The sequence below is a fragment of the Pedobacter sp. N23S346 genome (assembly GCF_048515415.1).
Taxonomy (GTDB): domain Bacteria; phylum Bacteroidota; class Bacteroidia; order Sphingobacteriales; family Sphingobacteriaceae; genus Pedobacter.
The window spans coordinates 20,461-44,237 of the sequence record NZ_JBLYEE010000016.1; the positions used below are offsets into that span (position 1 = coordinate 20,461).

A 23,777-nucleotide genomic window follows, 5' to 3' on the forward strand; every position below is an offset into this window, starting at 1 on the left:
TTGCTATTTCATGAAAAAAATGATTATCCCTTTCTCAAATACTTAGTCAAAATTACAATGGTTTGTCCCTCAACTTTACCTTCAATTTGTTCGGTATTGTCGTGTACTAAACGGATATTTTTAACAACTGTGCCTAGTTTTGCACTTAATGTTGATCCTTTCACATCTAATGTTTTAACTAATACAACCGTATCGCCTTCATACAAGCGGGTTCCATTGCTATCCTGATGAAATTCTACTGTTCCATCTGATTCATGGTCGCCGGTTTTTTTAGCCCAATCGAGTGTTTCCTCGTCAAGGTATAAAATATCCAGACTGTCTGATGCCCAACCTTCATTTCTCAACCTGCTTAACATTCTCCAGGCTACAACTTGTACGGGAGGGAACTCAGACCACATGGTGTCAGTTAAAGTTTTCCAGTGATTAATATCTAATTGCTCTGTTTTTTCAACCTGATCTAAACAGGTCTTGCAAACCAAAATACTATTATCGGCATTGGCATTGCTGGTTGGTGGAACTTCATATACGCTTAAACCTGTATCTGCTGTGCATAATTCGCATTTGTTCCCTGACCGTGTTTGGAGTTGTTGTACTAAAGACATAATTGGTGTTGTAATTTTCCGCGAAAGTACTAAAACTTATTGGAATGGAATGTTGGTTGGTGTGTCACCAACAAGGAATAAGAGATTACAGGCCCCTGGGCGGCGACACGCCGAACAGTTTAGTTAAATTTGGATAGTTGTTTGGTGAGAGTTACCAACCAAGGATTCGGATGAAGCTTATTTCTTTGGTAAATGAATCTCGGCCAACATACATCTTGCACTGCCACCACCATTTTTTTCGATCGTATAAATCGGTGCATAAATGATTCGGCTAAAATGCTCCAGGGTGGCAACTTGCTCTTCCGTAAGTGATAAGTAGGCTTGTTCTGACATCACTAATAAACTTTCGCCATTTTGGTTAGCCACCTGCAACATATTACCTGCGAAGTGATTCATTTGATCGAGTGTAATCTCGATAATTGTTTTTCCACTGTTAGTGAGTCTTAACATCACTGCTAATTTTTCTTCTTCATTCCGAATAGAATCGAGGCAAATCACTGCAAATAGATCTCCAATACACATCATCACATTGGTGTGGTAAATTGGGAAGTTTGTATCGTCTACCGCTTGAAATGAAACGGACTCATAACCAGTTAACATGCAAAAGTTATCCAGCACTTCCTGGTCGGTGCGTACACTTAAGCAAGCGTATGCGATTTTATTTACGCGATCTAATACCATGCTTCCGGTTCCTTCTAAAAATGCGTATTGCATTTCATAGAAACTTAAGTCGCTCACATGATTCACTTCAAACTTTTCTTTTAAGCCCTCTAAAATATCTTTTCTGCGTTCCAACCGGCGGTTTTCAGAAAACATCGGGTAAAGGTAAATCGAGCCATCATCGTGAAAGGAAACCCAGTTGTTTGGAAAGATAGAGTCTGGTGTTTCTGGCTGTAGGGTGTCGTCAATAACCGTAACATCAACATCATTTTTCCTGAGCAATTCAACAAAGCCATCAAATTCTTTTAAAGCTTGTGCTTGGATGTCACTCTCAGTAGAAGCAAACTGGAATTTATTATTGGCGGCCGTTTGCTCATTAAATTTGAAATCAACCGGACGAATCATTAAAAGGTGGTTGGTGGTTTGCATTTTAGTATCGAGTAATTAGTATCAAGTATTCAGTATCAGGTATCAAGACATGCAGGGTGCCTTAATAAATAGTTCATTAGTCATTAGTTCAAAAGTTCATTAGTTATTAACTAACTATTAATGTTGTTGTGCAAAGGTTATACACAATGCACCAATATCCAAATTAACCAATGACTAATGAACCAGGTTGTCTCTTAAAATCGGTAAACTCATGCAGTGGAAACCTCCACGGGCACGTGATAATTCTGCTGATGGCATCAAAATCAATGTATCGGTAATGGTTTCGGCATTTGCTTTGCCACTTTCCAGATCCTGAATTAAATCTTTAACATCTACCACATCAAATCCTGCTGCTTTAAATGCTTCAACTGTTTTGTCGTTTCTATCATAACCTAAAACAACACCTTCTTTTATGGCTAGGAGGTTACAGGAATCGGTCCATTGTTCTCTAGAATCGTAAGGGAACTGATTATTTCCACTGTAAATAATTTTAGTTGGTTCAGTGCTTTTTAAATCATTCTGACTAATGTCATTCAACAATGCCTCCACATGCTCAAAATATTTTGGTTCCTGTGGATTTGCTTTTGTAAATTGAATGGCAGTCGTCGATTCTAACTTTTCAGGTTCTTTTAAAAAGTTGATCGGCTCGTAAGGATTGTATTTTGGCGAATGTGCAATAGAATTCAAGATTACCCAAGTGTTGCGCTTCACTTGTGTGAACACGGTGTCGAGGTGCATGTAATCTCGTTTGCTCGGGATTTTTACCACGGTTACTTTCTCTACCACATCATGATCGAATAACAATTTAATGGCTTCATTTGCGCCATGCTCAGAGGTTCTTTCGCTGCAACCAATTAATACATGATTCGGACTTACCATCATTACGTCGCCACCTTCTAACGTAGTGCTAAATGCCGGCTCATCTCCCGGACGCAAGAAATGCATGGTTACATCAGGTATTTCCAATACATTATTACTATAATCAGAAAATAATGGGTGATTGAAGAAAATATAACGCATTAGCAAAGTTTCGCGAACACGTGCTTTCTTTGCTGGTTTGTTTAATAAGATGTGGTTATTGATGGTTATTCCTACATCCCGGGTGAAGATTAAGTTCGGAATGGGTGCAAAAATCATGGTGTCGTTTGCCAAAGTTCCAGAAATGAAAATTTCTGCCAGTTCTTTAGGATCGGTATTCGTTAACTCCATCTGCACTTTATACGTACAGCCTTCTATGGCGCAAACCGCTGCAACCAATTTTTTTCTGATTGATTCATTCTCCAGCATTTCGCTTAACAGATTCTGAATTTCTATTACCGAAGTTGAATTGTGGAAATCGGGGTGGTTTGGCTTGTAAAAGTTTCTGTTTTCTTCAGCTGAATCTATTTGAGCCAGTTTTCCTTTAATTTTCTCAGGATCCAGAAAGTACATCAAAAGCTTAATATAATAATCGTATTCGCCTTTGCGGATGGTATCTAAATGGACAATATCTTCGAAAAGCCAGTCTTGCGCTTTTGATGGCACCACTTTGCCCAAACCACTATCAGGACTATGAATTAATAATTTGCGTAACCGACCGATCTCGGTGCTTACGCTCACATTGAAATTTTGATTTTCTACGCTCATGAATATTTAGTTATTGCAAATCTATTTAATTTTAGAATAGTATCAAGTAGTAAGTATCGAGTAGTAAGTATCAAGTATCAAGATTGAGTCAGCTTCATCTTTAGTCTTTCCGCTTTGGTCTTTCCGCTTTGATCTTTCTGCTTTAGTCTTTCTGCGAAATGAATAATAGTCTTTAATTTTCTTGAAATCTCGGCTATGGAATTAAACCTCCGACTTCTGACTTCTGACTTCGGACTTTTTCCCTATTTTTACCCCATGAATTTTATTATTTCCGAAACACAAAAAGCCATTCTCGAACTTTATCAGGAAGAAGTTGCTGAAAGTGTGATCAATATACAAGAAACCCGTAAAGAATTTGAGGGGCAGGCAACGATCGTTGTTTTCCCAATTACCAAAATTTCTAAAAAATCGCCGGAGCAAACCGCTAATGAAATTGGTGAATACTTGGTGTCTCATGTAGAAAATGTTACGAAATTCAACGTTGTTAAAGGCTTCTTAAATTTAAGTATTGCTGAAAGTTATTTCTTAAATCAATTTAATGAAGAGATTTTAGCTGCTGATTTTGGTGTTTTCCCATCAAATGGAAAAAAAGTGATGGTAGAATATTCTTCTCCAAACACAAACAAACCACTTCACCTGGGGCATGTACGCAATAATTTATTGGGTTATTCGGTCTCTGAATTGCTAAAGGCTTACGGTTACGATGTGGTGAAAGTGAACCTGGTTAACGACCGTGGAATTCATATTTGTAAATCAATGCTGGCCTGGCAAAAATGGGGGAATGGCGAAACACCAGAAAGTTCAGGCTTAAAGGGTGATCATTTGGTAGGAAAATACTATGTGATTTTTGACCGGGAATATAAAAAAGAAATTGAGGCTTTAAAAACTGAAGGTCAGACGGAAGATGAAGCGAAGAAAAATGCGCCTCTAATTAAAGCTGCACAACAAATGTTGCTGGCCTGGGAGCAGGGTGATGAAGCAGTAGTTTCGCTTTGGAAAACCATGAACGAGTGGGTTTATGCTGGTTTCCACGTTACTTATAAGAACCTCGGCGTAGATTTCGACAAATTTTATTATGAAAGCAATACCTATTTATTAGGAAAGGGTACGGTTGATGAAGGTTTGGCAAGCGGTGTTTTCTTCAAAAAAGAAGATGGCTCAGTTTGGATTGATTTAACTGCTGATGGCTTAGATCAGAAATTGGTTTTACGTGCAGATGGGACTTCGGTTTATATCACTCAGGATTTAGGAACTGCAGAGATGAAACACGACGATTTCAATATGGATGAGTCGATTTATGTGGTAGGTAATGAGCAAGACTATCACTTCAAGGTGTTGTTTCTTATACTAGAAAAGCTTGGTAAAAGCTGGGCAAAGGGGTTATACCATTTATCTTACGGCATGGTTGATTTACCAAACGGTAAAATGAAAAGCCGTGAGGGTACTGTGGTAGATGCTGATGAATTAATCGAAAGTATGATTACTACCGCACGTGAGAAAACCGAGGAATTGGGTAAAACAAACGATTTCGCGGAGGCAGATAAAGAAGAATTATATAAAAATATTGGCTTAGGTGCGCTGAAATACTTCTTGTTAAAGGTTGAGCCTAAGAAACGTTTACTGTTTAATCCTGCAGAAAGTATCGATTTCCAAGGCAATACGGGTCCGTTTATTCAATACACACATGCGAGGATAAAATCGTTGTTAAGCAAGGCTGAGTATAAGTCTGAAGTCAAAAGTCCTAAGTCTGAAGATTTACTGCCGGTAGAATTAGAAATGATTCTGCAATTGGCTAAATATCCATCGGAAATTGCCATTGCGGCGAAGGCTTATAGTCCGGCGAGTTTGGCGAATTACTTATATGAACTGGCGAAGCTTTTTAATAAGTTCTACCATGATGTTCCACCAATTGTGAAAACAGAAGAAGGTGAAACCAAACAATTTCGTTTAAATCTGGCTAAAAAAACTGCCGATATTATTAATGCTGGAATGTTGATTTTAGGGATTACTTCGCCGGAGCGGATGTAGTTGAGATGGAAAAAGGAGGATGTAAGATGGGAAGAGGTGGGATGTAAAAGGGAAATAGAAAACAGGTAAAAGGGGAAATGGAAGAGGGGAAATAAAATAGATGATGCAATTTAAAGATATGACCTTAAAATCTGGTGATTCTAAAAATCCTGGCATTCATGTATGAGCTAGTTTTACTTTGCCTAGTTGCTTTTGCAGCGGGTTTTATAGATGCTATTGTAGGTGGCGGAGGTTTATTACAAACACCTGCCACCTTACTTATTTTACCGCATTATCCGGTCGCTACGCTATTGGGAACCACAAAAATCCCATCAATTGCAGGCACCACTTTAGCTGCTTTTAAATATTCCAGGCAAGTTAAATTCAATTTTAAAGTTTTAGCGGCTTGTGCTTTTACTGCCTTTTTAGCGGCGCTTTTGGGTGCTTTCCTGGTGAGCCAGATTGATAATACGGTGATCAAACCAGTGATTCTGATTGTGCTGATTTTGGTGGCACTCTATACTTATTTTAATAAGCAATTCGGCATACATCAGGAGAAGAATCATTCCGTAAAAAAGCAGGTGCTGATGGCTACATTATTTGGTTTGGTTATTGGCTTTTACGATGGCTTGATCGGGCCAGGAACAGGATCTTTTCTGATTTTGGTTTTCATTGCCGTGTTGGGCTTTGATTTTATTGGCGCCAGTGCACATGCGAAGATTGTAAATATCGCCACCAATTTAGCAGCGATTATTTATTTTAGTTACACAGGCCATATTCTTTTTCAGTACGCCATACCAATGGCTGTTTTTAATTTATGTGGTGCTTATTTCGGAACGAGGTTAGCTTTACTTAAAGGAAATAAGTTTGTAAGGATATTTTTCTTAATTGTTGTTTTTGGAACGATATTGAGGTTTGCTTACGATATCTTGCTAAAATAAGGAGATCATGTTTGAAACATTTGATAAAGAAAATTTTCATCAACTTTGTGATCTGCTGGCCAAAAAAGATCCTGATTTAGCTGGCATTTTGGATCGATATGGTTATCCGCCATTTTGGTCCAGACCAAATACTTTTGAATCGCTGATTCACATTATTCTGGAACAACAGGTTTCTCTGGCTTCGGCATTAGCAGCTCTAAATAAACTCAAAGAAAAAATAGGGGATATTACGCCGAAAGCATTACTTCAACTTACTGATGAAGAGTTAAAGGCTTGTTATTTCAGTCGGCAGAAGACTGTTTATGCCCGCGATCTGGCACAGAAAATAGTGCAGGGAGAGTTGTCATTAGCGAAGTTAGCATTACTTCATGATGATGAAATTCGCGCAAAACTCAAAAGCGTAAAGGGCATTGGCGATTGGACAGTTGATATTTACTTGTTGTTTATCCTCCACCACAATGATGTTTTTCCGTTAGGTGATCTTGCAGCCGTAAATGCCATGAAAAGTTTGAAAAACCTTCCAAAGGGAATCATCAAAGAAGAAATGCTAGCCTTAACTGTGATTTGGAAACCTTACCGAACGGTAGCTGTAATGATGCTCTGGCACTTTTATCTTGAAGAAAGAAAGGCTCGTTATTTGCATCATCCACTGAAGGCATGCAAATAAAAAAGCATCGCTGGAATTAACCAACGATGCTTTTAAGTATTTAAAAAGATTTAATTCTTAATTGATCTTAATCTTTAAACTGTCGCTCACCACAATTCCACTAATGGTTGACGAATTATATTTAATGGTATAATTTCCAGCTTTAGTAATTGCATAAGCATCGGCAAGGTTAAAATCAGCACTGGTGCTATCACCCGCATTCAGTTCTTTATAACTATCAGCAGGAGGAGGCATAATTCGTTTTGCCATCGGGCCTTTGTAATCTATTGGTGTATAATCATCCAGCGCAACATCTAGGTATTTGCTCATCAGTTTCTCAAATGGCGTATGCCAGATACAAAATTTAGTTACGGTATCTGTATTATTGTATACTGTGAACCTCATATTAATCGCTCCGAGTTTTGGTTCTCCAATTACAGATAGTTTTCCAAGTATAGGATCGACTTTCTTTTCTGCCGTGGCTTGCGACAAAAGTGTGGTATCATTGTTTCCGCCAGCTTTTTCTTTATTTTTTGAAGAGCTACAGGCGGTAAATAAACCCAGCCCAAGGCCAGCAATAATTATTAATTTTTTCATCATTTATAATTTAATTTTTATCTGTTCCTGATCTGGTTTCAACAGGTTTCTTCTTTCTGAATGCAGGGAAGGTCATCGGGCTCTTAGCCGGACGCTCATCACCTAATAAAACACCCCATTGTTTAAATGAATCTGTACGGTCGAAAATGATTTTTAATACTGCCACAATTGGGAGTGCAAGAAACATCCCGGAGACGCCAGCAATACTTCCGCCGATAAATACCCCGAGGATGGCAAATAAGGCATTAATTTTAACTTTCGAACCTACAATTCTAGGCATCAAAATATTATTATCCAAAAATTGAACGAATGCAATTACACCCAAAACGGTGATAACGGGCCATAATTCCTGAGAAGAAGTAAGTGTTAACAACACGCCAATTAAGTTACCAATCAGTGCACCTACATATGGGATCAGGTTTAAGATGGCGAAAATTACACCAATTAACAGGGCATGTTTGATCCCGATGAGCATCAAAATTCCACCCAATAAAATGGTCATATAAGTGATTTGAATTAACAATCCAATCAGGTAACTTTTAATGATGGATTCCGTTTCATAAATGGCATCTTTCACTTTCGGGTGGTCATCTGTTTGGAACCACATGAAGATGAACCTCAGCAAGATATCTTTGTAGAAAAGCATCAAATAGATATAAATTGGGAGTAAACCGATGAAGACAAAAATACCACTTAAGGTAACTGCGGCGCCACCAGCTAAAGAGGTGCCCATGTTCATCAGATCTTCGCTTTTATCCTGAATAAATGCTTTCTGCTGTTTGTCATCGTAATGCGTAATTTTGCTTACCCAATCACTTAACGAATTGATATGCTGGGTAACGTTGGCTTTAATTTGAGGGAAATCCTGAACCAGCATGCCGATTTGATTCGAGAAAAACCAAACCACCAGTGCAACAAAAAATGCAACCAGTAATATGGGTAAAATGATAGATAACGTTTCCGGAACTTTTTTCCTTTTGAGAAAGCGGTAGACCGGAAGCAGCATGATACTAATGAAGAAGGCCATTAGCATGGGCATAATAATATCTTTTGCGACGACCATAACGGTCACCAGCGCAATCAAGCCGAGGAGTTCTATTGATCGCTTTACAGTTAGTGGAAAATTGTTTATCATATATGGTTTATTTGATTGAGTTTTAAACACCTTCTTCCTTAAAATGTTTTTAAATTAGGATTAAATGGTGTAGAAGGGTATTGGTTTAGCGGGTTAACAGGGTTATAGGGTTTAAGGTATGCTTTAAAAATTACTTCTCTTCCATGATAAAGCCATTTATAAGCCTTAATTTTACGTTTTTGAAATTAAACATGAACGATCAAGATACCATCATTGCTTTATCTACACCATCAGGATCTGGTGCAATAGGCGTTATTCGCTTATCCGGACCGGATGCCATTTCCCTGGCCAACTCAGTTTTTGCAGGGAAAGATCTGGAGAATCAAGCTTCTCATACGCTTCATTTCGGCTTGATTAAAGATGGAGATCATATTGTAGATGAGGTAGTGGCAGGATTATTTGTAGCACCAAAATCGTATACGAAGGAGCATGTTGTGGAGATTTCTTGTCACGGTTCAAATTACATTATTCAGCAGATTATTAACCTGTTGATTAGCAAAGGTGCGCGGGCAGCTAAGCCGGGCGAATTTACCCTCAGGGCATTCCTTAACGGAGCATTTGATTTAAGTCAGGCCGAAGCCGTGGCTGATCTAATTGCGTCAAACTCCAAAGCTTCGCATGATGTAGCGATGCAGCAAATGCGTGGCGGTTTTGCCACTGAATTGAAGGCATTAAGGGAACAACTGATTCATTTTGCATCCATGATCGAACTGGAATTGGATTTTGCAGAAGAGGATGTAGAATTTGCCAATCGCGAGCAGCTTACAAATCTGGTAAACAAGATAAATCACGTTTTAAGAAGATTAATTTCTTCTTTCGAAATGGGGAATGTGATTAAAAATGGGGTTCCGATTGTAATTGCAGGGAAACCAAATGTGGGGAAGTCGACACTCTTAAATGCCTTATTAAATGAAGAACGAGCGATTGTTTCTGATATTGCCGGAACCACCAGAGATACGATTGAAGATGAATTGACCATTGGTGGCGTTGTGTTCCGTTTCATTGATACTGCCGGAATCCGCGATACGGCCGATATTATTGAGGCGCTAGGCGTGGAACGCACTTTGGAAAAAATGAAGCAGGCTAAACTCATCATTTATATGGCAGATGCGGCACAAACCACTGCCGAAATCGAAGAACAGGTGAGGGGCTTAAAACAACTGGAAATTCCTTATCTAATTTTGCTTAATAAGGCTGATCTGATTTCTGCCGAGCAACGAAAAGCTTTTGAAGCTTTGGATGTTTTTTTCCTATCTGCGAGAGAGAAGGTTGGGATTGATGAATTGAAAACCACCCTACTGGAACAGGTAAACCTGCACCACATCAACACCAGCGAAACCCTGGTGACGAATATCCGCCATGTGGAGGCTTTAAAGCAAACGGAAAATGCGTTGCAAAGGGTGCTCAATAATGTCGACAATCCGGTAACTTCTGATTTTCTGGCGATGGATATTAAGCAAGCGCTCCATTACCTGGGCGAAATCACCGGTACGGTGACTACGGATGATTTGCTGGAAAATATATTTACGAAGTTTTGTATCGGAAAGTAATCTCAACTATTAACACATAATAGTCAACCCATGAAACTAATCGCTAATTTTTATTAGTGTTTTTTTTGGTGTCCTGATTTTTTGTCATATTGCACTGCTTTACATAATTGTAGTGCGTATTTAGTCGCGTTTTTAAAGTTTGAAGAAATAATTTCTCAAAATCCTTATTGACCTAATAGCATAGTGTATCCCTTTTTGGATAAAATCTTCAATTGACAAACTGTTCAGAAATAACAGTTGAAATAAAACTGGCAGATAATGAACACCATACAAACATTTTATTTTCTATTGGTTTGAAAGGTTCAATTTTTGATTAGGGATTCAACTTAATTGTAAACATCGCTGGCAGCAAGATAGGGGTATTTGAAATTGCAGGCGGAATTAAATCATATATCAATATACAAAATGGAATTTTATAGAAACAAAAGAAAAACGGTAAATCTAATCCTGATTTGCACAGGCGTATTGTTAGTTTTGGTAGTGATATTTTTATACAGTATTGGCTTATTTACGAATACTTTAAGTGCCAAATTAGCAGCTATAACCGGAGTATTTAGTCTCATCTTAGCTATTGTAATTGTCAATAAGTTACTTTCTTTAAGAGATACCTCGCCACTAATCATCCTCAGCAATGAAGGAATTATTGCAAAAGTTACTGCAGTAAGCAAAGCGGCAGGATTAATTTTTTGGAAGGATATTATAGACATCAGCTTAGAAAAGGTGGGCGGTGATACGCTGGTTACACTTACAGTAGATAAGCCTGATCATTATATCCCGATTATTAAGAAAAAATTATCTGCTATGGTTGTAAACGGAATAGAGGATGCAAATGGAAATTTACCCATTAATCTTACCGCGTCTGAACTCAATTTTGATGCTCAGGAATTATTTACCGTAATTACTTCTTTCAAAAAAGAGGTAGATAGCCCGAAACAGGTAAAAGTTTAATCTATCTAAGATGAGGTTAAAAGGTGTTGATTCATAAATAAAGCATGATGCTTCGAATTAAAATCTAAAACCTATTGCTAAGAATTTGGTTAGAAAGGAAATAATAAATAGATATGGGATTTAATAAAATGCCATTATAGGTCTGGCGATTTTCGAAGTCATTAAATATTTTACCAAAAAGGATGCATTGGTCAATTCAAAGTTTGATGAGATTAAAAAACAGGCTATGTTATGGTTTGATAAAGCAAAAGCAGTGACTACTGACAGTGAAGCCAGGATATTGCTATAAATTTAAGTTATAATATGAGTACAATTGAAAACGCAGCAATGCTTGAGAATTTTATAACAAGCGAAAAAATCCTTAAACTGGAAGCTGCAGCAGCCCGACATAAAGAGCAATCTAATATTTCCTTCACGGTCACAGCTATTAAAGACCATACAATTGAAATTTTAACCGTTCAAAACGAAACACTTTCAGGAAAGTATGCTAGCGAGGCGACTTTGATCAAACGAACAGAAGATCTTTTTAGAAAAATTTCCCCGGAATTTAAGATAGTCGTCTCTGCAGAAACGCATCTGCCTTCACCAGCCAACTTAGTTAATGTGCCATGGATAGAAAAGAAAATGCAAGAAAAAGGCGTGAGAATTAAACAGATTGCTTTTGATTCAGGGATTGACCGCGAAAGTATAGCTGAATGGGTTACCGGAAAGCGGTCGATGAGTCAAATTGTTAAGGCAATGTTTTACTTTTATCTTTCTAAATAAAGAAATACTCGTCACCACGGCTGATTTGTAGCAAACAGGAGATTGCTAATAACATTACCGATGAAGGATCGGGAAATGTTTTCGCAAGGACGCTCGGGGGTTAGGAAAACTAAGCGCTTAACTAACCCAGTCGTCATTGCTGCGACGCATGAAGCAATCTTAATGCTATCGATATATGAGTTAAGTCTTAGCGAGATGCTACAACCAGATTTTTAAAAGATATTCGCAACACATCGTCATTGCAAGAAATTGTTTTTCTCTGTTTCGTGGAAATCTCCTTGCTACTAATCATGTAGCAAGGAACAAATTACAACAAACAATACCGATGAAATCCTAGCATGAAGCTATCCAGGAGAATCCCCGATATCAAACTTTTATCTATTGTATAGTGTTGTTTCAGCATCTATTCAGTATAGACATATTAATTCAGGATAGAAAAATTTAAATTAACGTTGTAGGATCATGAGCATACAGCTACTTTTCCTCATTAAAAAAATACCAGAAATGCATTTTCGCTCTGCACTTTAATGTCAACATTATTAACTCTAAGTATCAGCAAAAAATTATCTTACAGATAGTTGTAAAAAATTTTATAAATGGCGAAACGCGGATTAGTTTGGTTTAAGAATGATTTAAGACTCCATGATAATGAGGCATTATTTCGGGCTCAGGAAGAATGTGACGATCTGCTTTTTTGTTATTGTATGGAGAAAAAAGACTTTGAGAAACTGGAACCTGGCTTCAGAAGGATAGATATAAACAGATTTAAGTTCACGCAGCAGTCTGTTCTTAATTTAAGAGAAAGTCTGGAATCCCTTGGTGGTCATTTAATTGTAGGTGAGATTTCTGCACTTGAAACCATACCTGAGCTGATTGAAAAATATGATATTACAGACGTTTATGCAGAAAAGGAGTATGCGAGTTATGAAATTAACTTAGTTGATCAGGTTGTTAATTCGCTTTCTGATGTAAAGTTTCATTTTTTCTGGGGTAAAACACTTTATCATAAAGATGACATTCCTTTTGAGATCGCAAAGATTCCGCTCACCAGCAAGGCCTACAGGATTCCTGTTGGAACTCATGCCGAACCCCGGACAACTTTTAGCCTTCCGATCAAACTAAATGCTGTTGAAAAAATAAAAACCAAAAAAATACCATCCTACAGTGTTTACGGGTTCAATAAAGATGAATATGAAAATTCTAAACCATTTGTTAAGGGGGGCGAAACCGCGGCATTGGAAAGATTAGAATATTATACCTTCAAATCTGAGCTTTTAACCGGATACAGATGGAGTAGAAATAAATCAGATGGCTTAGATTACAGTTCAAAATTTTCTCCTTATCTGTCCTTAGGCTGTATTTCTGCACGAGAAATCTATAAAAAGGTAAAAGATTACGAATCGAAAATCAAAAAAAATCAAAGCACATGGTGGCTGGTTTTCGAATTGGTATGGAGGGATTATTTTACGTTTAAGGGCATGCGTTTTGGAAATACTATCTTTCAAACAAATGGCTACAAAAATAAGGATATCGTATGGGAAAATGATCCGTTGAAGTTTGAGAAATGGTGTCAGGGTATGACTGGAATTCCTTTTATAGATGCGCACATGCGGCAATTGAACCAGACCGGATATATGAGTAATCGTGGTCGGGTAAATTGTGCAAGCTATTTTGTGCACGATTTAAAAATAGACTGGACCTGGGGCGCAGCTTATTTTGAAGCTAAATTAATTGATTATGATGTCAGTTCCAATTGGATGAACTGGCACATGCAGGCATTTGAGATCTGGTACACTAATCCCGTGCATCAATCTAATAAATACAAATCGCAAGACTTTATTCGTAAGTGGATCCCTGAGCTTTCGGATAGGAGCGATGTAGAAGTTTTAATCCCATGGGAATTCGACATTCCGGCTTATCCAAAGCCTATTGAAGTATATAAAAAGTGGAACAGGGCAATTAACCTGATACAAAAACCAGCAGTTTAATTGGCAGCATCAGTATAATAATAATTCGTAGCAACAAATTCATAATTAACAGCATACGGTTTATTTGCCAATAATTACTTTACGATGCGCTAAGCCCCATTCGGTCAGGTTATTAATGATGGTTTTTAACGTCATGCCATATTCTGTTAGCTGATATTGAACAGATATAGGCTGAGTTTCTAATACCGTTCGTTTTATTAATTTATTGATCTCCAGCTCTTTCAATTCCTTACTCAGCATTTTGTTCGATATTCCTTGTACATCGTTCAAAATATCAGAAAATCTTCTTTTATTATAATAACAGATCGATGAAATGATGGATATTTTCCATTTTCCATTCAGTACGTCCATTGCATCATGCACAGCCATGATCTCTTTTGTGTGTCCTAATTGACAATCATTTTCATTCATAAGTTACTTTGTTACCCAAAAGTTACTGTTACTTTTGGTTACAAAGTAACTGAAATAAATTGATTCGTGATAGCTTTACAGCTTAAACAATTAAAGATTATTATGGATTTTACAAATAAAAACGTCGTTATTACAGGAGGAACTACTGGAATCGGATTTGCAACAGCGAAAGCATTTATTAACGTGGGGGCAAACGTTTGGATAACAGGTAGAAATGCCGACAACCTCCAAAAAGCATCCGCAGAAATAAATCATCCTCAATTACAAACTGTAGTGTCAGACACTTCAAAACTTGCTGACATTTCTGTCCTGGAAAAAGCAATTGCAGCAAGAGGCATAAAAGTAGATGTTCTTTTCCTGAATGCCGGAATTGCAACATTCGAGCCGATAGAAAAAGTTACTGAAGCAAATTTTGATGCACAATTCAATACCAATGTAAAGGGGCATTTTTTTACATTGCAACAATTACTTCCTCATTTGGCCGATGGAGCCGCAGTATTGTTCACTTCTTCAACAGTTGCAACAGCTGCAAATTTAGGATCGAGTGTATATTCTGCCACTAAAGGAGCATTAAATAAAATAGCCCAAATTGCAGCAAACGAACTAGCAGGACGAAAAATTCGCGTTAATATTGTTAGTCCGGGACCGGTGGCAACACCAGGTTTAGAAAATGCTGTACCATCAGAAGCAAAAGAGTTTTTAGCGGCTGCTACAGCTTTACAAAGGCTCGGCGATGCTGATGAAATTGCAAAGACAGTATTATTCTTAGCATCTGATGCGGCAAGCTTTATTACAGGAACAGAGATTATAGCTGATGGCGGTTACCTTAATTATGCACTAAAATAATTTGCAACATCATTTCTGAATAACATAAAATAGAAGAAGCGGCATTGGCTGCTTTTTCTATTTTAAATAATTGATCAATATCTTACCTTAAATACTTCATTTTTTAAGACAAAATTTTTCTTTATTGTAATTGGGGTTCAAGTGATGAAGCCTTAATTAATTATTCTTCAGGAGCTTACCAAGATAGGAGCTGAACTAAATTTACTGCGTAGCTTTCCGCTGCGCTACAGGTCAGCATGACGAATCGGTTAGTACACCACTCGAGAAATACATTTTGCGACGAATCGTCCTCCTGAACTTGATTCAGGATCCACCAAGATAGGTGTTAAACTAATTGTGCCTGATTATATTATTGTTCATTTTCACGGGCATCTTCTTCCAAATCTTGCCTTTCCGTTTTTGTTAGTGAAGCCACCACAAGTTCATATGATTTTTTCAATAAGTCTTTGATGATTTTATCCGGAACATTTTTGTTGAAATGAACACTGATCCAATGTTTTTTATTCATATGATAACCCGGCGTGATATCCTCATATTTATCCTGAAGTTTCTTTGATTCCCCTGGATCACATTTTAAGGTGCAAAAATCAAACTCATCTATATTAAAAAAACAGAACCATTTTTCTTTCACATAAAAAGCCAATAGGTTTCTATCATATTCTGATGTAGCCTTGGTAAATGCCATTTTATCAGTAACTCCCTCAAAGGAAAGACAATATTCTCTTAAACTTTCAGCATTCATATCATTCTTTTTTATCATTCTTCAAAATCTAAACTATTGCTGCTACATTAGAAACGGTAGACAATAAGTAATGGTGTTTAGGGTTTTTTAAAAGTTTAAGGATTATACAACACTTTTTGTTTCATCGAAATTTTTATCCATCGGCCGGATAAACGACCAGGTAGAATGAATAACCCGCCACTGTTCATCTGCTTCTTTCTGGTATACTTCGATACAGTTATATTCCATGTTTATGAGCGTGGTTTTTGCGAAAACCTGAAAAGTAAGCACAGCCATGTCTTGACCTATTTGTACTCGGGGACTACGAAAATCATAGGTGTCGGCAAATAACTTGCCCTCAATCGTTTCTAGAAACTTGGCAATAGTGGCATGGTCATCTACTCGTTCGGTTACAACGGCATCAAAATAAGTGAAGCTTCGCTCAGACCAAAGTTGTTCGTATCCTGAGGTATCACCATTGAACCATTTGTCTAGTGCTGATTTTTCCAGCCCGATGATGTGTTCTGCAATTTTGCGTTCTTCTTCTGTGTAATTTTGCTCGTAAGCAGGTTTTTTTTTGTCATCGTCTCTGTGTTCAGAATTAATTTTCAAGAAACGGATAATCTGTGTATCCTTTTTCACCTCCACCGTACATTGTTGCCGGGTCTGGTTGGTTCAGTTCGGCATCCTGCTCAAATCTTTCTGGTAGGTCTGGGTTGGATACAAACGGCGAGCCAAAAGAAATTATTTTAGCTATTCCTTTTTCCAATTCCGCTTCTCCACTTTCTTTGGTGTAGCCAGCGTTTGCGATTACCAAATGGTTGCTCACACGGCCAAAAGTCTCTATCACATTCTTAGGGTAGTGCGGATAATTATCCAGTGGGAACATTGCGTTCATCAGGTGAATGTACGCTAATGGCAACTCATTTAATGCTTCGATCAATGGTTTAAATTGTGATTCAGGATCATTGTTCTCGATATTGTTATAATAAATGGTTGGTGATAGTTTGATTCCAACTTTATCACTGCCTGATGCATTAACCAATTCCTGCATTACTTCCAGTACGAAACGGTTCCTGTTCTCTACGCTTCCGCCATATTCATCCGTACGGTTGTTTGCACTCTCTGATAGAAACTGATTGGGCAAGTACCCGAAAGCGGCGTGCAGTTCGATACCATCAAAACCGGCTTCAATAGCATGCTTAGCAGCTTGTCCGTAATCTTTAACTATTTGTTTAATCTCCTGGTTGGTTAATTCCCTGGGCGTTTCATAGTCCTTCATTCCCTGGGAGGTAAAATGCTGCTGTCCTTGTATGCCGATTGCCGATGGTGCAACAGGAAGGTTTCCATTTTTATCAACTGAATGACCTACACGGCCAGTGTGCCAGAGTTGGGCATAGATTACGCCACCTTTATCATGAACAGATTGGGTTACTTTTTTCCATGCCTCAATTTGTGCCTGATTATATAAGCCAGGTGTGTATGGGCTACCAATTGCCTGCTCGGATATATTTATCGCTTCTGTAATGATCAGTCCGGTACTAACACGTTGTGTATAGTATAATACGGTTAAATCTTGTACAACGCCTTCGCTGTTTGCACGGCTTCGGGTCATTGGTGCCATTGCTATGGCGTTTTTTAGGGTTTGATTTCCTAATACTACTTCATTTAATAATTTCATGTTTTCTATTTTGATTAACGGTGCTAAACACCATTTGATTTTTGAACTATAATTTTTGATAGCGGTTAACCGCTTTTTAATGCCTCTGACTTAAATTAATCCACGATCACGGCAATAATGGCTTACGCTTTCCTCAACGGTTGGCAGTTCTCCAAAAAGTTTTTTTTGTCGTTGGGGATTACGGCTGACGTAAACTCCTGTATTGATCCACTTAATCATCTCATACATATCGCGTATGTTCCCACTGAATAAAGAGATGACAGGAAAGATAACTTTAAGGATAAAAGATGGGATTACTGGTTTAGGTTTTATTGGCCTTCCCAGAACCTTTGAAAAAGCCTGAGCCAGTATCTTTCCGTTCACGGGTCTGTCCCAACCAATATCAACAGGTTTGTTTAATTCTGTGTCTGGCAATACAACAGCGGCCATTGCAGCATATTTTGCCAATTCTGAGGTATAAACCGCACCATATGTTCCTGTCAGGAAGGTTGGGAAAATTCCTTTTTTTATCTTATCTGGGATATAATCCGGAACCTGATCAAGGAATGCCCCTGGCCTAAGGGCGATAAAGGGTTGTTTCTTTTCTTTGAGATATTGTTCTATCAGGTATTTATTGTGGAAATGGGGCACCGATTTGGCCTTATCAGATTCTAGGATAGAGATTAGGATAAACCGCGGAATACCTGCTGCTTTGGTTGCATCTACCAAGTTTTGAACAGTATCAGTGATCGGACTATCGCCCTTTGTTTTTTTAGTGTATCCGGCTGCACTCGCCACAATAGCGTCAAACCCATAAGTAGGAGTAATGGCTTCAGCTAAAGAAGGTGCATCCATCATGTCGCCCACTACAAAGTTTTTTACACCCATCTCTTCAAGCTTGGTTCTATTGCTGCTTGCCCTCACCATTGCGGTAACTTCAGCACCAAGTTGAATGAGTTCGGCAACGATTTTATTTCCGAGGTATCCGGTAGCACCGGCCACCAGGATTTTCTTTTTATTCATTTTTTTAATCTTTAAATTATGAAATACTTAATCGACTGTAAGGATAACCTTACCATTTATGCCCCCAGCTGTTAAAAAATCCTGCGCCTGGGCAGCTTCTCCCAGCTTGAATATTTTGGAAACAACAGGTTTGAATGTTCCGGCCTTTATTAGGCTGATGCCATTTTCTAAGGTTTGAGCGGAGATGTTGGACGCTACAAAACCGGCTTTGATGTGGTATTGTGCTGCCAGTTCCTGTGATGGTGGAATCACAATACTCAACAAGGTACCACCTGATCTTAACACTTTAAAAAGCTTTGCCTGTGCTTCGCCGCCCGCAGTGTCTGCTACCAGATCCACATCCTTTACCAAAGCCGTTACATCCTCTAGCTTATAATCAATTACTTCATCGGCACCCAGGCTTTTTGCCAATTCCACACCTTTTCCAGATGCTGTAGCAATCACATATGCACCGGTAGCTTTGGCCATCTGCACCATCGCACCTCCGGCTGCACCTCCTCCGCCCTGAATCAATAATTTCTGTCCTTTTTCCAATTTTCCGGCTTTAAACAAAACTGATTGTGCAGTTCCTATATTCACGCCGATTGATGCGGCCTCTACAAAGGATAACCCCTGTGGTTTTGGCAGTACGAAGTCTTCACTTGCTGTTACATACTCTGCATAACCATTTGTTTTGGTTAGGGCAATTACTTCATCACCTACTTTAAATGTTGTTACTGCATCTCCAATGGAGACAATTATTCCCGCAGCCTCACCGCCTGGAATAAAAGGCAATTCCACAGGGCGGGCCGCCTTCATGAAGCCCATCCGGATTTTAATGTCTATTGGATTTACTCCTGCTGCTTTAACCAGAATTAACACATCATGTCCATTCTGGATTGATGGTACCGGAACTTCAACCTGTTCTATTACTTCTGAACTTCCGTAGTCTTTGTATTGTATTGCTTTCATTTCTTTGATATTATGTATGAATAATCAGTACATTCCATCAAAGTGTGATTAACCTTTCTGCTATACTAATTATATAATCAAAGTTATTCGATATTGATTGGGTAAAATAACCCTAAAAGACGAAAAAATAGTCCTATCCGACAAGTGACAGGGTAATATTAAAGATAAGGAGCGCTAAGCTGAGTATGAGAATTTCTTGGGCGTAATGCCGTACTGTTTTTCAAACAGCCTGCTAAAGTGGCTCAGGTTGGAAAATCCCAGTTCATATCCGACCTGGGAAACAGAATGTTTGGCCTGCTTCAATAAAAAGGCAGCCTCTTCCATTCGTGCGCTTTGGTAATAATTATAGATTGTGTCGCCAAATGTCTGCTTGAATAGCTGTTTCAATTTGGTTTCGCTCATTGCCGCGATAGCTGCAAGCTCTCTAATTACTGGAGGAGTGCTAAGATCGCTCAGTATCTCATTGCGGATGATCAGAAGTTTCTCTGCATCGTTGCTATTTATACTTTTAAAAGTAGTGTTCTCCCTAAGTGAAAGCTTGCTGAAAAGCAGATACATCAATTCCTGAACCTTGATTTGTACATAGAAATTACTCATAGAGTTGTTCATATCAACGGATACTATGTTTTTAAGAAGCAATTGCATTTCAGTATCCAAACTTTCGAAAAAGAGAAACGAAGCGTTTTCTCCTGTGATCGTTTTTATAGTACTATTGGGGTTTTCAATGGAAAGAATCGAGCGCAGTCTATCGGCAGCAATTGCAACTACTACATATTGGATATTACTGTTGGCGGGAAAACGGATTTCCGTCTTCAGGTCATTGGTAGATAAAAGTATAGAAGCGTCATTTTTTTGTGAGAATGGTATATTCTCTTCATTCTCATATTTAACTTCAAGATCTTGATTGGTATTATAAAAGAAAAAAGTACGCACGCTACTCGTCTCTGGGGAAGGATTTCGCTTAATGATCAAATCTTCTTTTAACGTGTAACGATGAATGGTTAATTTAAAATCGCTCCCAAAGCCAACTTTACGCACATAGCCTTCTCCCGTTTTACTTGGGATTTCCATGAAATTATCCCTAACAGTTGCATTGATATGCTTTGCGAAAAATGTAATAAAGTCAAAGCCAGGGGCCGTTGTAAATTCAAAAATCATGTTAAGAATGATTGAGCTTAAGGTTAGATAATTTTTTAGTTGATGCCATTTTCTGCCAATTTTTTCATCATTAGAAAATATTTTATTTGAATTTGATTAAATTATAAGAAGCATTTACTTTGATTGTAGCGGGTAATAAAGATGCAGTTTTTTTATTTAAATCGTCGTAAAAAAGTGTTCTGCTAAGAGACTAATAATTGATGTGTATTTTAAGTTTATGGTAGACTGATATCCCTTAATCAATCAATATGACTTTTTGTTGTAATCTTCTTTTTAACCTGAGTTTGATTGATAATATGTATTAGAATACCATGTAGAAATAATTAATTTATAAGATTCTTTTGCCCGCTCTTTGCCACGGGGGCATGGTAATTTTTCACAGTTAATATTGTTTTTAGCGTTGTTCAAGAATGCTGCGCATTTTGGAGCGCCAAAGTACCCAAAGCGCTTTGTCAATCCAGCTATGGGCCTTTCACACCATCCCGTACACATCAAAAAAAGTGGCACTTTGTTTTGTGTTCAAAATTCTTTTAAAAATTGAATTCTTTGTTATTAACACAAAACCACTGGGTTTTAGGTTTGTTAGTGGTATTTATACTATTGTACAACTGTTTTTTTGATTTCTCTAGCCCTTGGGATTGACGGCGTTCTTCGGTATAGACTGTGTTTTATTAAAGTTGGTTTAGCAAAATGTATAAAAAATCATTCCTGGAAAATGTTTTATACTTGATAGTCTTTCAGGGGGAATGGCGATCGCTATAACTAATTAGCAAGGCCAAACCACTGTTTCTTCGTTCTGCTTTTGGACCGGCATGGTCAATTTTTCGGGATGGCACTGACAGAGCCAACCTACTGACTTCCACAGAAAAACGGCGCAGCCCTCATGAATGCAAATAAAAATATAAAAACTATATGAATAATTGCGAGCCGGCAACTTTGCTTCTTTGGTTGCCCAAAGAAGAGAGCCCGTCCGGCTAGGACTAGATAAATCTATTTGAATAAAAATGACAAGATAAATTAATGCTGTATGGTGACCAACCCCGCCTTTCCCGTTCTCCTTCAGCGGATTACCATGTTGATACCATAGATTTATAAAGATTTCTTTTCCGCTCTTTGCCGCGGGGGCATGGTAATTTTTTACAGTTAATATTGTTTTTAGCGGTGTTCAAGAATGCTGCGCATTTTGGAGCGCCAAAGTACCCAAAGCGCTTCGTCAATCCGGCTAGGGGCCTTTTGCAAATCCCACACACATCAAAAAAAGCGGCACTGCATTTTGTGTTCAAAATTCTTTTAAAAAATTAAATTCGTTGTTATGAACACAAAACCACTGCGTTTAAGGTTTGTTAGTGGTATTTATACTATTGTACCTGTTTTTTTGATTTCCATGGCCCTTGGGATTGACGGCGTTCTTCGGTGATTAAAGTTGGTTAGCAAAATGCATAGAAAATGTGCCATACAACAATACTAGAGTATGGAATTACGATCGCTATAACTAGTTAGCTAGGCCAAACCACTGTTTCTTCGTTCTGCCTTTGAACCGGCATGGTCAATTTTTCGGGATGGCACTGTCCAAGCCAACCTACTGACTTCCACAGAAAAACGGCGCAGCCCTCATGAATGCAAATAAAAATATAAAAACTATATGAATAATTGCGAGCCGGCAACTTTGCTTCTTTGGTTGCCCAGAGAAGAGAGCCCGTCCGGCTAGGACTAGATAAGTCTCTTCTACTAAACATAAGGGTGGCAAGATAAATTTATCCTATAAGCTTGACCACCCCGCCTTTCAGGCACCCCTCTGGATGGAGGGGAATTGCGATCACCATAGTTTTCTTCATAGAAAGAGAATGGCGATCGCACTATGACACATCTTAATTAATACACTACAAAAACTTTAAATAACAAATTACATCTATCACTGCAACAAGCTATAACACTGACTTGCAATTTCAAACTCTTCATTGGTTGGGATTACCAGAATCTTTACCTTAGAATCATCTGTACTAATATCCATCAAGCCACCATTGTATTGTCTGTTACTTTCGCGATTCATTTCGATGCCTAAAAATTCCAGTTCTGTACAAACCGCTTCACGCATATCCTTATCATTTTCACCAACACCGGCGGTAAAGATGATGGCATCAATTCCATTTAATACGGCTGCATAGGCACCGATAAATTTTTTAATCCGATAGGCATAAAGTTCTAATGAAAGCAGGGCATGTTCATCACCAGATGCCGCCAGTTTCCGAATATCACGCATGTCGCTGGAGCCACCAACGCCCAATAAACCAGATTGTTTGTTAAATAATGTGCTTAACTGATCCAGGCTGTACCCAGCATGTTCTATTAAATGAAAAATAACGGATGGATCAATATCTCCTGATCTTGTGCCCATCACTAATCCACTCAGCGGACCAAAACCCATACTCGTATCAATAGATTTTCCGTTTTTTATGGCGGTAATGCTGCAGCCATTCCCAAGGTGAATGCTGATCAGTTTCGAATCTTTTTTATCGAGCCACTGAATGGCTTGTTCGCTCACGTATTTATGGCTGGTGCCATGGAAACCATAAACCCTGATTCCCTCTTCTTTATAGTAGCGATCTGGAATGGCATATCGGAAAGCTTGTTGAGGAATGCTTTGGTGAAAAGCGGTATCGAAAATAGCAACCTGTTTGGCATTTTGAAAAGTTTCTTCTGCTACTTCAATGCATTTTAAATTAACTGAATTATGAAGCGGTGCAAGGGAGAAAAGTTTTTTAATCTTTTCCTTTACTTCTTCGGTAATCAGCGTGGCGCCAGAAAAATGTTCTCCGCCATGTACCACCCGGTGGCCAACGGCATGAATATCATCTGGTGAAGCAATTATGGCAAGTTCTCCTTCAGTTAATAAAGAAAGTACCTGTTTTAAGCCTTCGCCGTGATCTGCTATAAACGCAGATTTCTCTGTCACAAATTTTTCGTCTCCTTTGAAAACGGTATGTTTAATGTAAGAGCCTTCGATACCAATCCGTTCAACCAGGCCACTTGAAATGGGCGATTTTACAGGCATTTTAAAGAGTTGATATTTAAGGGAACTGCTTCCTGAATTAATTACTAAAGTGTTCATTTAT

21 protein-coding genes are annotated in these 23,777 nt (G+C 38.3%); 8 read left to right on the forward strand and 13 right to left on the reverse strand.

Translation table 11 applies throughout. The annotated features are described in order from the left end of the window. Positions 1-23: 23 nt before the first annotated feature. The 3 genes from ACN1CD_RS21060 to ACN1CD_RS21070 all read right to left on the reverse strand — a co-directional run bounded on the left by ACN1CD_RS21060 (position 24) and on the right by ACN1CD_RS21070 (position 3,317). Entirely contained in the window at positions 24-602 is a 579-nt protein-coding gene (locus ACN1CD_RS21060; RefSeq protein ID WP_419132386.1) for a PhnA domain-containing protein, read from the reverse strand. Positions 603-779: 177 nt separating this feature from the next. Next, positions 780-1,691: a citrulline utilization hydrolase CtlX gene (gene ctlX, locus ACN1CD_RS21065; RefSeq protein WP_419132387.1), complete on the reverse strand. Its 912-nt coding sequence runs from the start codon at positions 1,689-1,691 to the stop codon at positions 780-782. 174 nt (positions 1,692-1,865) lie between these two features. Beyond that, positions 1,866-3,317, reverse strand: coding sequence for an arginine deiminase family protein (locus ACN1CD_RS21070; protein WP_419132388.1), 1,452 nt, complete (start codon positions 3,315-3,317; stop codon positions 1,866-1,868). A gap of 255 nt (positions 3,318-3,572) precedes the next feature. On the opposite strand from ACN1CD_RS21070, the gene argS reads away from it, so the two are divergent. From argS to ACN1CD_RS21085, 3 genes are all read left to right on the forward strand, one after another. Beyond that, entirely contained in the window at positions 3,573-5,345 is a 1,773-nt protein-coding gene (argS, locus tag ACN1CD_RS21075) for an arginine--tRNA ligase (RefSeq protein WP_419132389.1), read from the forward strand. A 158-nt stretch (positions 5,346-5,503) separates the two neighbouring features. Beyond that, the gene (locus tag ACN1CD_RS21080; protein WP_419132390.1) at positions 5,504-6,265 is read left to right on the forward strand and encodes a sulfite exporter TauE/SafE family protein; all 762 of its coding nucleotides are present in this window, start codon (positions 5,504-5,506) and stop codon (positions 6,263-6,265) included. A gap of 7 nt (positions 6,266-6,272) precedes the next feature. Continuing rightward, entirely contained in the window at positions 6,273-6,932 is a 660-nt protein-coding gene (locus ACN1CD_RS21085; RefSeq protein WP_419132391.1) for a DNA-3-methyladenine glycosylase family protein, read from the forward strand. 57 nt (positions 6,933-6,989) lie between these two features. Here ACN1CD_RS21085 and ACN1CD_RS21090 read toward each other — a convergent pair whose 3' ends face one another. Continuing rightward, positions 6,990-7,511 (reverse strand): protease, encoded by a 522-nt coding sequence (locus ACN1CD_RS21090; RefSeq protein WP_419132392.1) that lies wholly within the window; start codon positions 7,509-7,511, stop codon positions 6,990-6,992. Between the two features lie 7 nt (positions 7,512-7,518). Beyond that, complete coding sequence (locus ACN1CD_RS21095; RefSeq protein WP_419132393.1) at positions 7,519-8,643, reverse strand: AI-2E family transporter; 1,125 nt, start codon at positions 8,641-8,643, stop codon at positions 7,519-7,521. Positions 8,644-8,834: 191 nt separating this feature from the next. Between ACN1CD_RS21095 and mnmE the strand changes: the two genes are divergently transcribed. The 4 genes from mnmE to ACN1CD_RS21115 all read left to right on the forward strand — a co-directional run bounded on the left by mnmE (position 8,835) and on the right by ACN1CD_RS21115 (position 13,894). Then, the gene (mnmE, locus tag ACN1CD_RS21100; RefSeq protein ID WP_419132394.1) at positions 8,835-10,193 is read left to right on the forward strand and encodes a tRNA uridine-5-carboxymethylaminomethyl(34) synthesis GTPase MnmE; all 1,359 of its coding nucleotides are present in this window, start codon (positions 8,835-8,837) and stop codon (positions 10,191-10,193) included. 405 nt (positions 10,194-10,598) lie between these two features. After that, positions 10,599-11,141, forward strand: coding sequence for an STM3941 family protein (locus tag ACN1CD_RS21105; protein ID WP_419132395.1), 543 nt, complete (start codon positions 10,599-10,601; stop codon positions 11,139-11,141). Positions 11,142-11,444: 303 nt separating this feature from the next. Further along, a complete protein-coding gene (locus ACN1CD_RS21110) occupies positions 11,445-11,906 on the forward strand; it encodes an XRE family transcriptional regulator (protein WP_419132396.1) in 462 nt (153 codons plus the stop codon). A 596-nt stretch (positions 11,907-12,502) separates the two neighbouring features. Further along, positions 12,503-13,894: a DASH family cryptochrome gene (locus ACN1CD_RS21115; RefSeq protein ID WP_419132397.1), complete on the forward strand. Its 1,392-nt coding sequence runs from the start codon at positions 12,503-12,505 to the stop codon at positions 13,892-13,894. 60 nt (positions 13,895-13,954) lie between these two features. Here ACN1CD_RS21115 and ACN1CD_RS21120 read toward each other — a convergent pair whose 3' ends face one another. Then, positions 13,955-14,305 (reverse strand): winged helix-turn-helix transcriptional regulator, encoded by a 351-nt coding sequence (locus tag ACN1CD_RS21120; RefSeq protein WP_419132398.1) that lies wholly within the window; start codon positions 14,303-14,305, stop codon positions 13,955-13,957. Positions 14,306-14,407: 102 nt separating this feature from the next. Here ACN1CD_RS21120 and ACN1CD_RS21125 point away from each other — a divergent pair, with 102 nt between their 5' ends. Continuing rightward, a complete protein-coding gene (locus ACN1CD_RS21125) occupies positions 14,408-15,151 on the forward strand; it encodes an SDR family oxidoreductase (protein ID WP_419132399.1) in 744 nt (247 codons plus the stop codon). 349 nt (positions 15,152-15,500) lie between these two features. Here the strand turns inward: ACN1CD_RS21125 and ACN1CD_RS21130 are convergent, their stop codons facing one another. From ACN1CD_RS21130 to ACN1CD_RS21160, 7 genes are all read right to left on the reverse strand, one after another. Continuing rightward, positions 15,501-15,911, reverse strand: coding sequence for an MmcQ/YjbR family DNA-binding protein (locus tag ACN1CD_RS21130; RefSeq protein WP_419132400.1), 411 nt, complete (start codon positions 15,909-15,911; stop codon positions 15,501-15,503). Positions 15,912-15,995: 84 nt separating this feature from the next. Then, entirely contained in the window at positions 15,996-16,484 is a 489-nt protein-coding gene (locus tag ACN1CD_RS21135; protein WP_419132401.1) for a DUF4440 domain-containing protein, read from the reverse strand. Continuing rightward, the gene (locus ACN1CD_RS21140; RefSeq protein WP_419132402.1) at positions 16,474-17,553 is read right to left on the reverse strand and encodes an alkene reductase; all 1,080 of its coding nucleotides are present in this window, start codon (positions 17,551-17,553) and stop codon (positions 16,474-16,476) included. The genes ACN1CD_RS21135 and ACN1CD_RS21140 overlap by 11 nt, the downstream gene beginning before the upstream one ends. Positions 17,554-17,643: 90 nt before the next feature. Next, positions 17,644-18,555 (reverse strand): SDR family oxidoreductase, encoded by a 912-nt coding sequence (locus tag ACN1CD_RS21145; protein ID WP_419132403.1) that lies wholly within the window; start codon positions 18,553-18,555, stop codon positions 17,644-17,646. Between the two features lie 27 nt (positions 18,556-18,582). Next, the gene (locus ACN1CD_RS21150; RefSeq protein ID WP_419132404.1) at positions 18,583-19,506 is read right to left on the reverse strand and encodes an NADP-dependent oxidoreductase; all 924 of its coding nucleotides are present in this window, start codon (positions 19,504-19,506) and stop codon (positions 18,583-18,585) included. 174 nt (positions 19,507-19,680) lie between these two features. Then, the gene (locus ACN1CD_RS21155) at positions 19,681-20,664 is read right to left on the reverse strand and encodes a helix-turn-helix domain-containing protein (protein ID WP_419132405.1); all 984 of its coding nucleotides are present in this window, start codon (positions 20,662-20,664) and stop codon (positions 19,681-19,683) included. A gap of 1,912 nt (positions 20,665-22,576) precedes the next feature. Beyond that, complete coding sequence (locus tag ACN1CD_RS21160; protein ID WP_419132406.1) at positions 22,577-23,773, reverse strand: acetate/propionate family kinase; 1,197 nt, start codon at positions 23,771-23,773, stop codon at positions 22,577-22,579. Between the last annotated feature and the right edge of the window lie 4 nt (positions 23,774-23,777).

Bases quoted from the DNA above. Each gene is read 5' to 3' on its own strand.
- ACN1CD_RS21060 (WP_419132386.1), bottom strand. From the start codon at position 602: ATGTCTTTAGTACAACAACTCCAAACACGGTCAGGGAACAAATGCGAA.
- ctlX (WP_419132387.1), bottom strand. From the start codon at position 1,691: ATGCAAACCACCAACCACCTTTTAATGATTCGTCCGGTTGATTTCAAA.
- ACN1CD_RS21070 (WP_419132388.1), bottom strand. From the start codon at position 3,317: ATGAGCGTAGAAAATCAAAATTTCAATGTGAGCGTAAGCACCGAGATC.
- argS (WP_419132389.1), top strand. From the start codon at position 3,573: ATGAATTTTATTATTTCCGAAACACAAAAAGCCATTCTCGAACTTTAT.
- ACN1CD_RS21080 (WP_419132390.1), top strand. From the start codon at position 5,504: ATGTATGAGCTAGTTTTACTTTGCCTAGTTGCTTTTGCAGCGGGTTTT.
- ACN1CD_RS21085 (WP_419132391.1), top strand. From the start codon at position 6,273: ATGTTTGAAACATTTGATAAAGAAAATTTTCATCAACTTTGTGATCTG.
- ACN1CD_RS21090 (WP_419132392.1), bottom strand. From the start codon at position 7,511: ATGATGAAAAAATTAATAATTATTGCTGGCCTTGGGCTGGGTTTATTT.
- ACN1CD_RS21095 (WP_419132393.1), bottom strand. From the start codon at position 8,643: ATGATAAACAATTTTCCACTAACTGTAAAGCGATCAATAGAACTCCTC.
- mnmE (WP_419132394.1), top strand. From the start codon at position 8,835: ATGAACGATCAAGATACCATCATTGCTTTATCTACACCATCAGGATCT.
- ACN1CD_RS21105 (WP_419132395.1), top strand. From the start codon at position 10,599: ATGGAATTTTATAGAAACAAAAGAAAAACGGTAAATCTAATCCTGATT.
- ACN1CD_RS21110 (WP_419132396.1), top strand. From the start codon at position 11,445: ATGAGTACAATTGAAAACGCAGCAATGCTTGAGAATTTTATAACAAGC.
- ACN1CD_RS21115 (WP_419132397.1), top strand. From the start codon at position 12,503: ATGGCGAAACGCGGATTAGTTTGGTTTAAGAATGATTTAAGACTCCAT.
- ACN1CD_RS21120 (WP_419132398.1), bottom strand. From the start codon at position 14,305: ATGAATGAAAATGATTGTCAATTAGGACACACAAAAGAGATCATGGCT.
- ACN1CD_RS21125 (WP_419132399.1), top strand. From the start codon at position 14,408: ATGGATTTTACAAATAAAAACGTCGTTATTACAGGAGGAACTACTGGA.
- ACN1CD_RS21130 (WP_419132400.1), bottom strand. From the start codon at position 15,911: ATGATAAAAAAGAATGATATGAATGCTGAAAGTTTAAGAGAATATTGT.
- ACN1CD_RS21140 (WP_419132402.1), bottom strand. From the start codon at position 17,553: ATGAAATTATTAAATGAAGTAGTATTAGGAAATCAAACCCTAAAAAAC.
- ACN1CD_RS21145 (WP_419132403.1), bottom strand. From the start codon at position 18,555: ATGAATAAAAAGAAAATCCTGGTGGCCGGTGCTACCGGATACCTCGGA.
- ACN1CD_RS21150 (WP_419132404.1), bottom strand. From the start codon at position 19,506: ATGAAAGCAATACAATACAAAGACTACGGAAGTTCAGAAGTAATAGAA.
- ACN1CD_RS21155 (WP_419132405.1), bottom strand. From the start codon at position 20,664: ATGATTTTTGAATTTACAACGGCCCCTGGCTTTGACTTTATTACATTT.
- ACN1CD_RS21160 (WP_419132406.1), bottom strand. From the start codon at position 23,773: ATGAACACTTTAGTAATTAATTCAGGAAGCAGTTCCCTTAAATATCAA.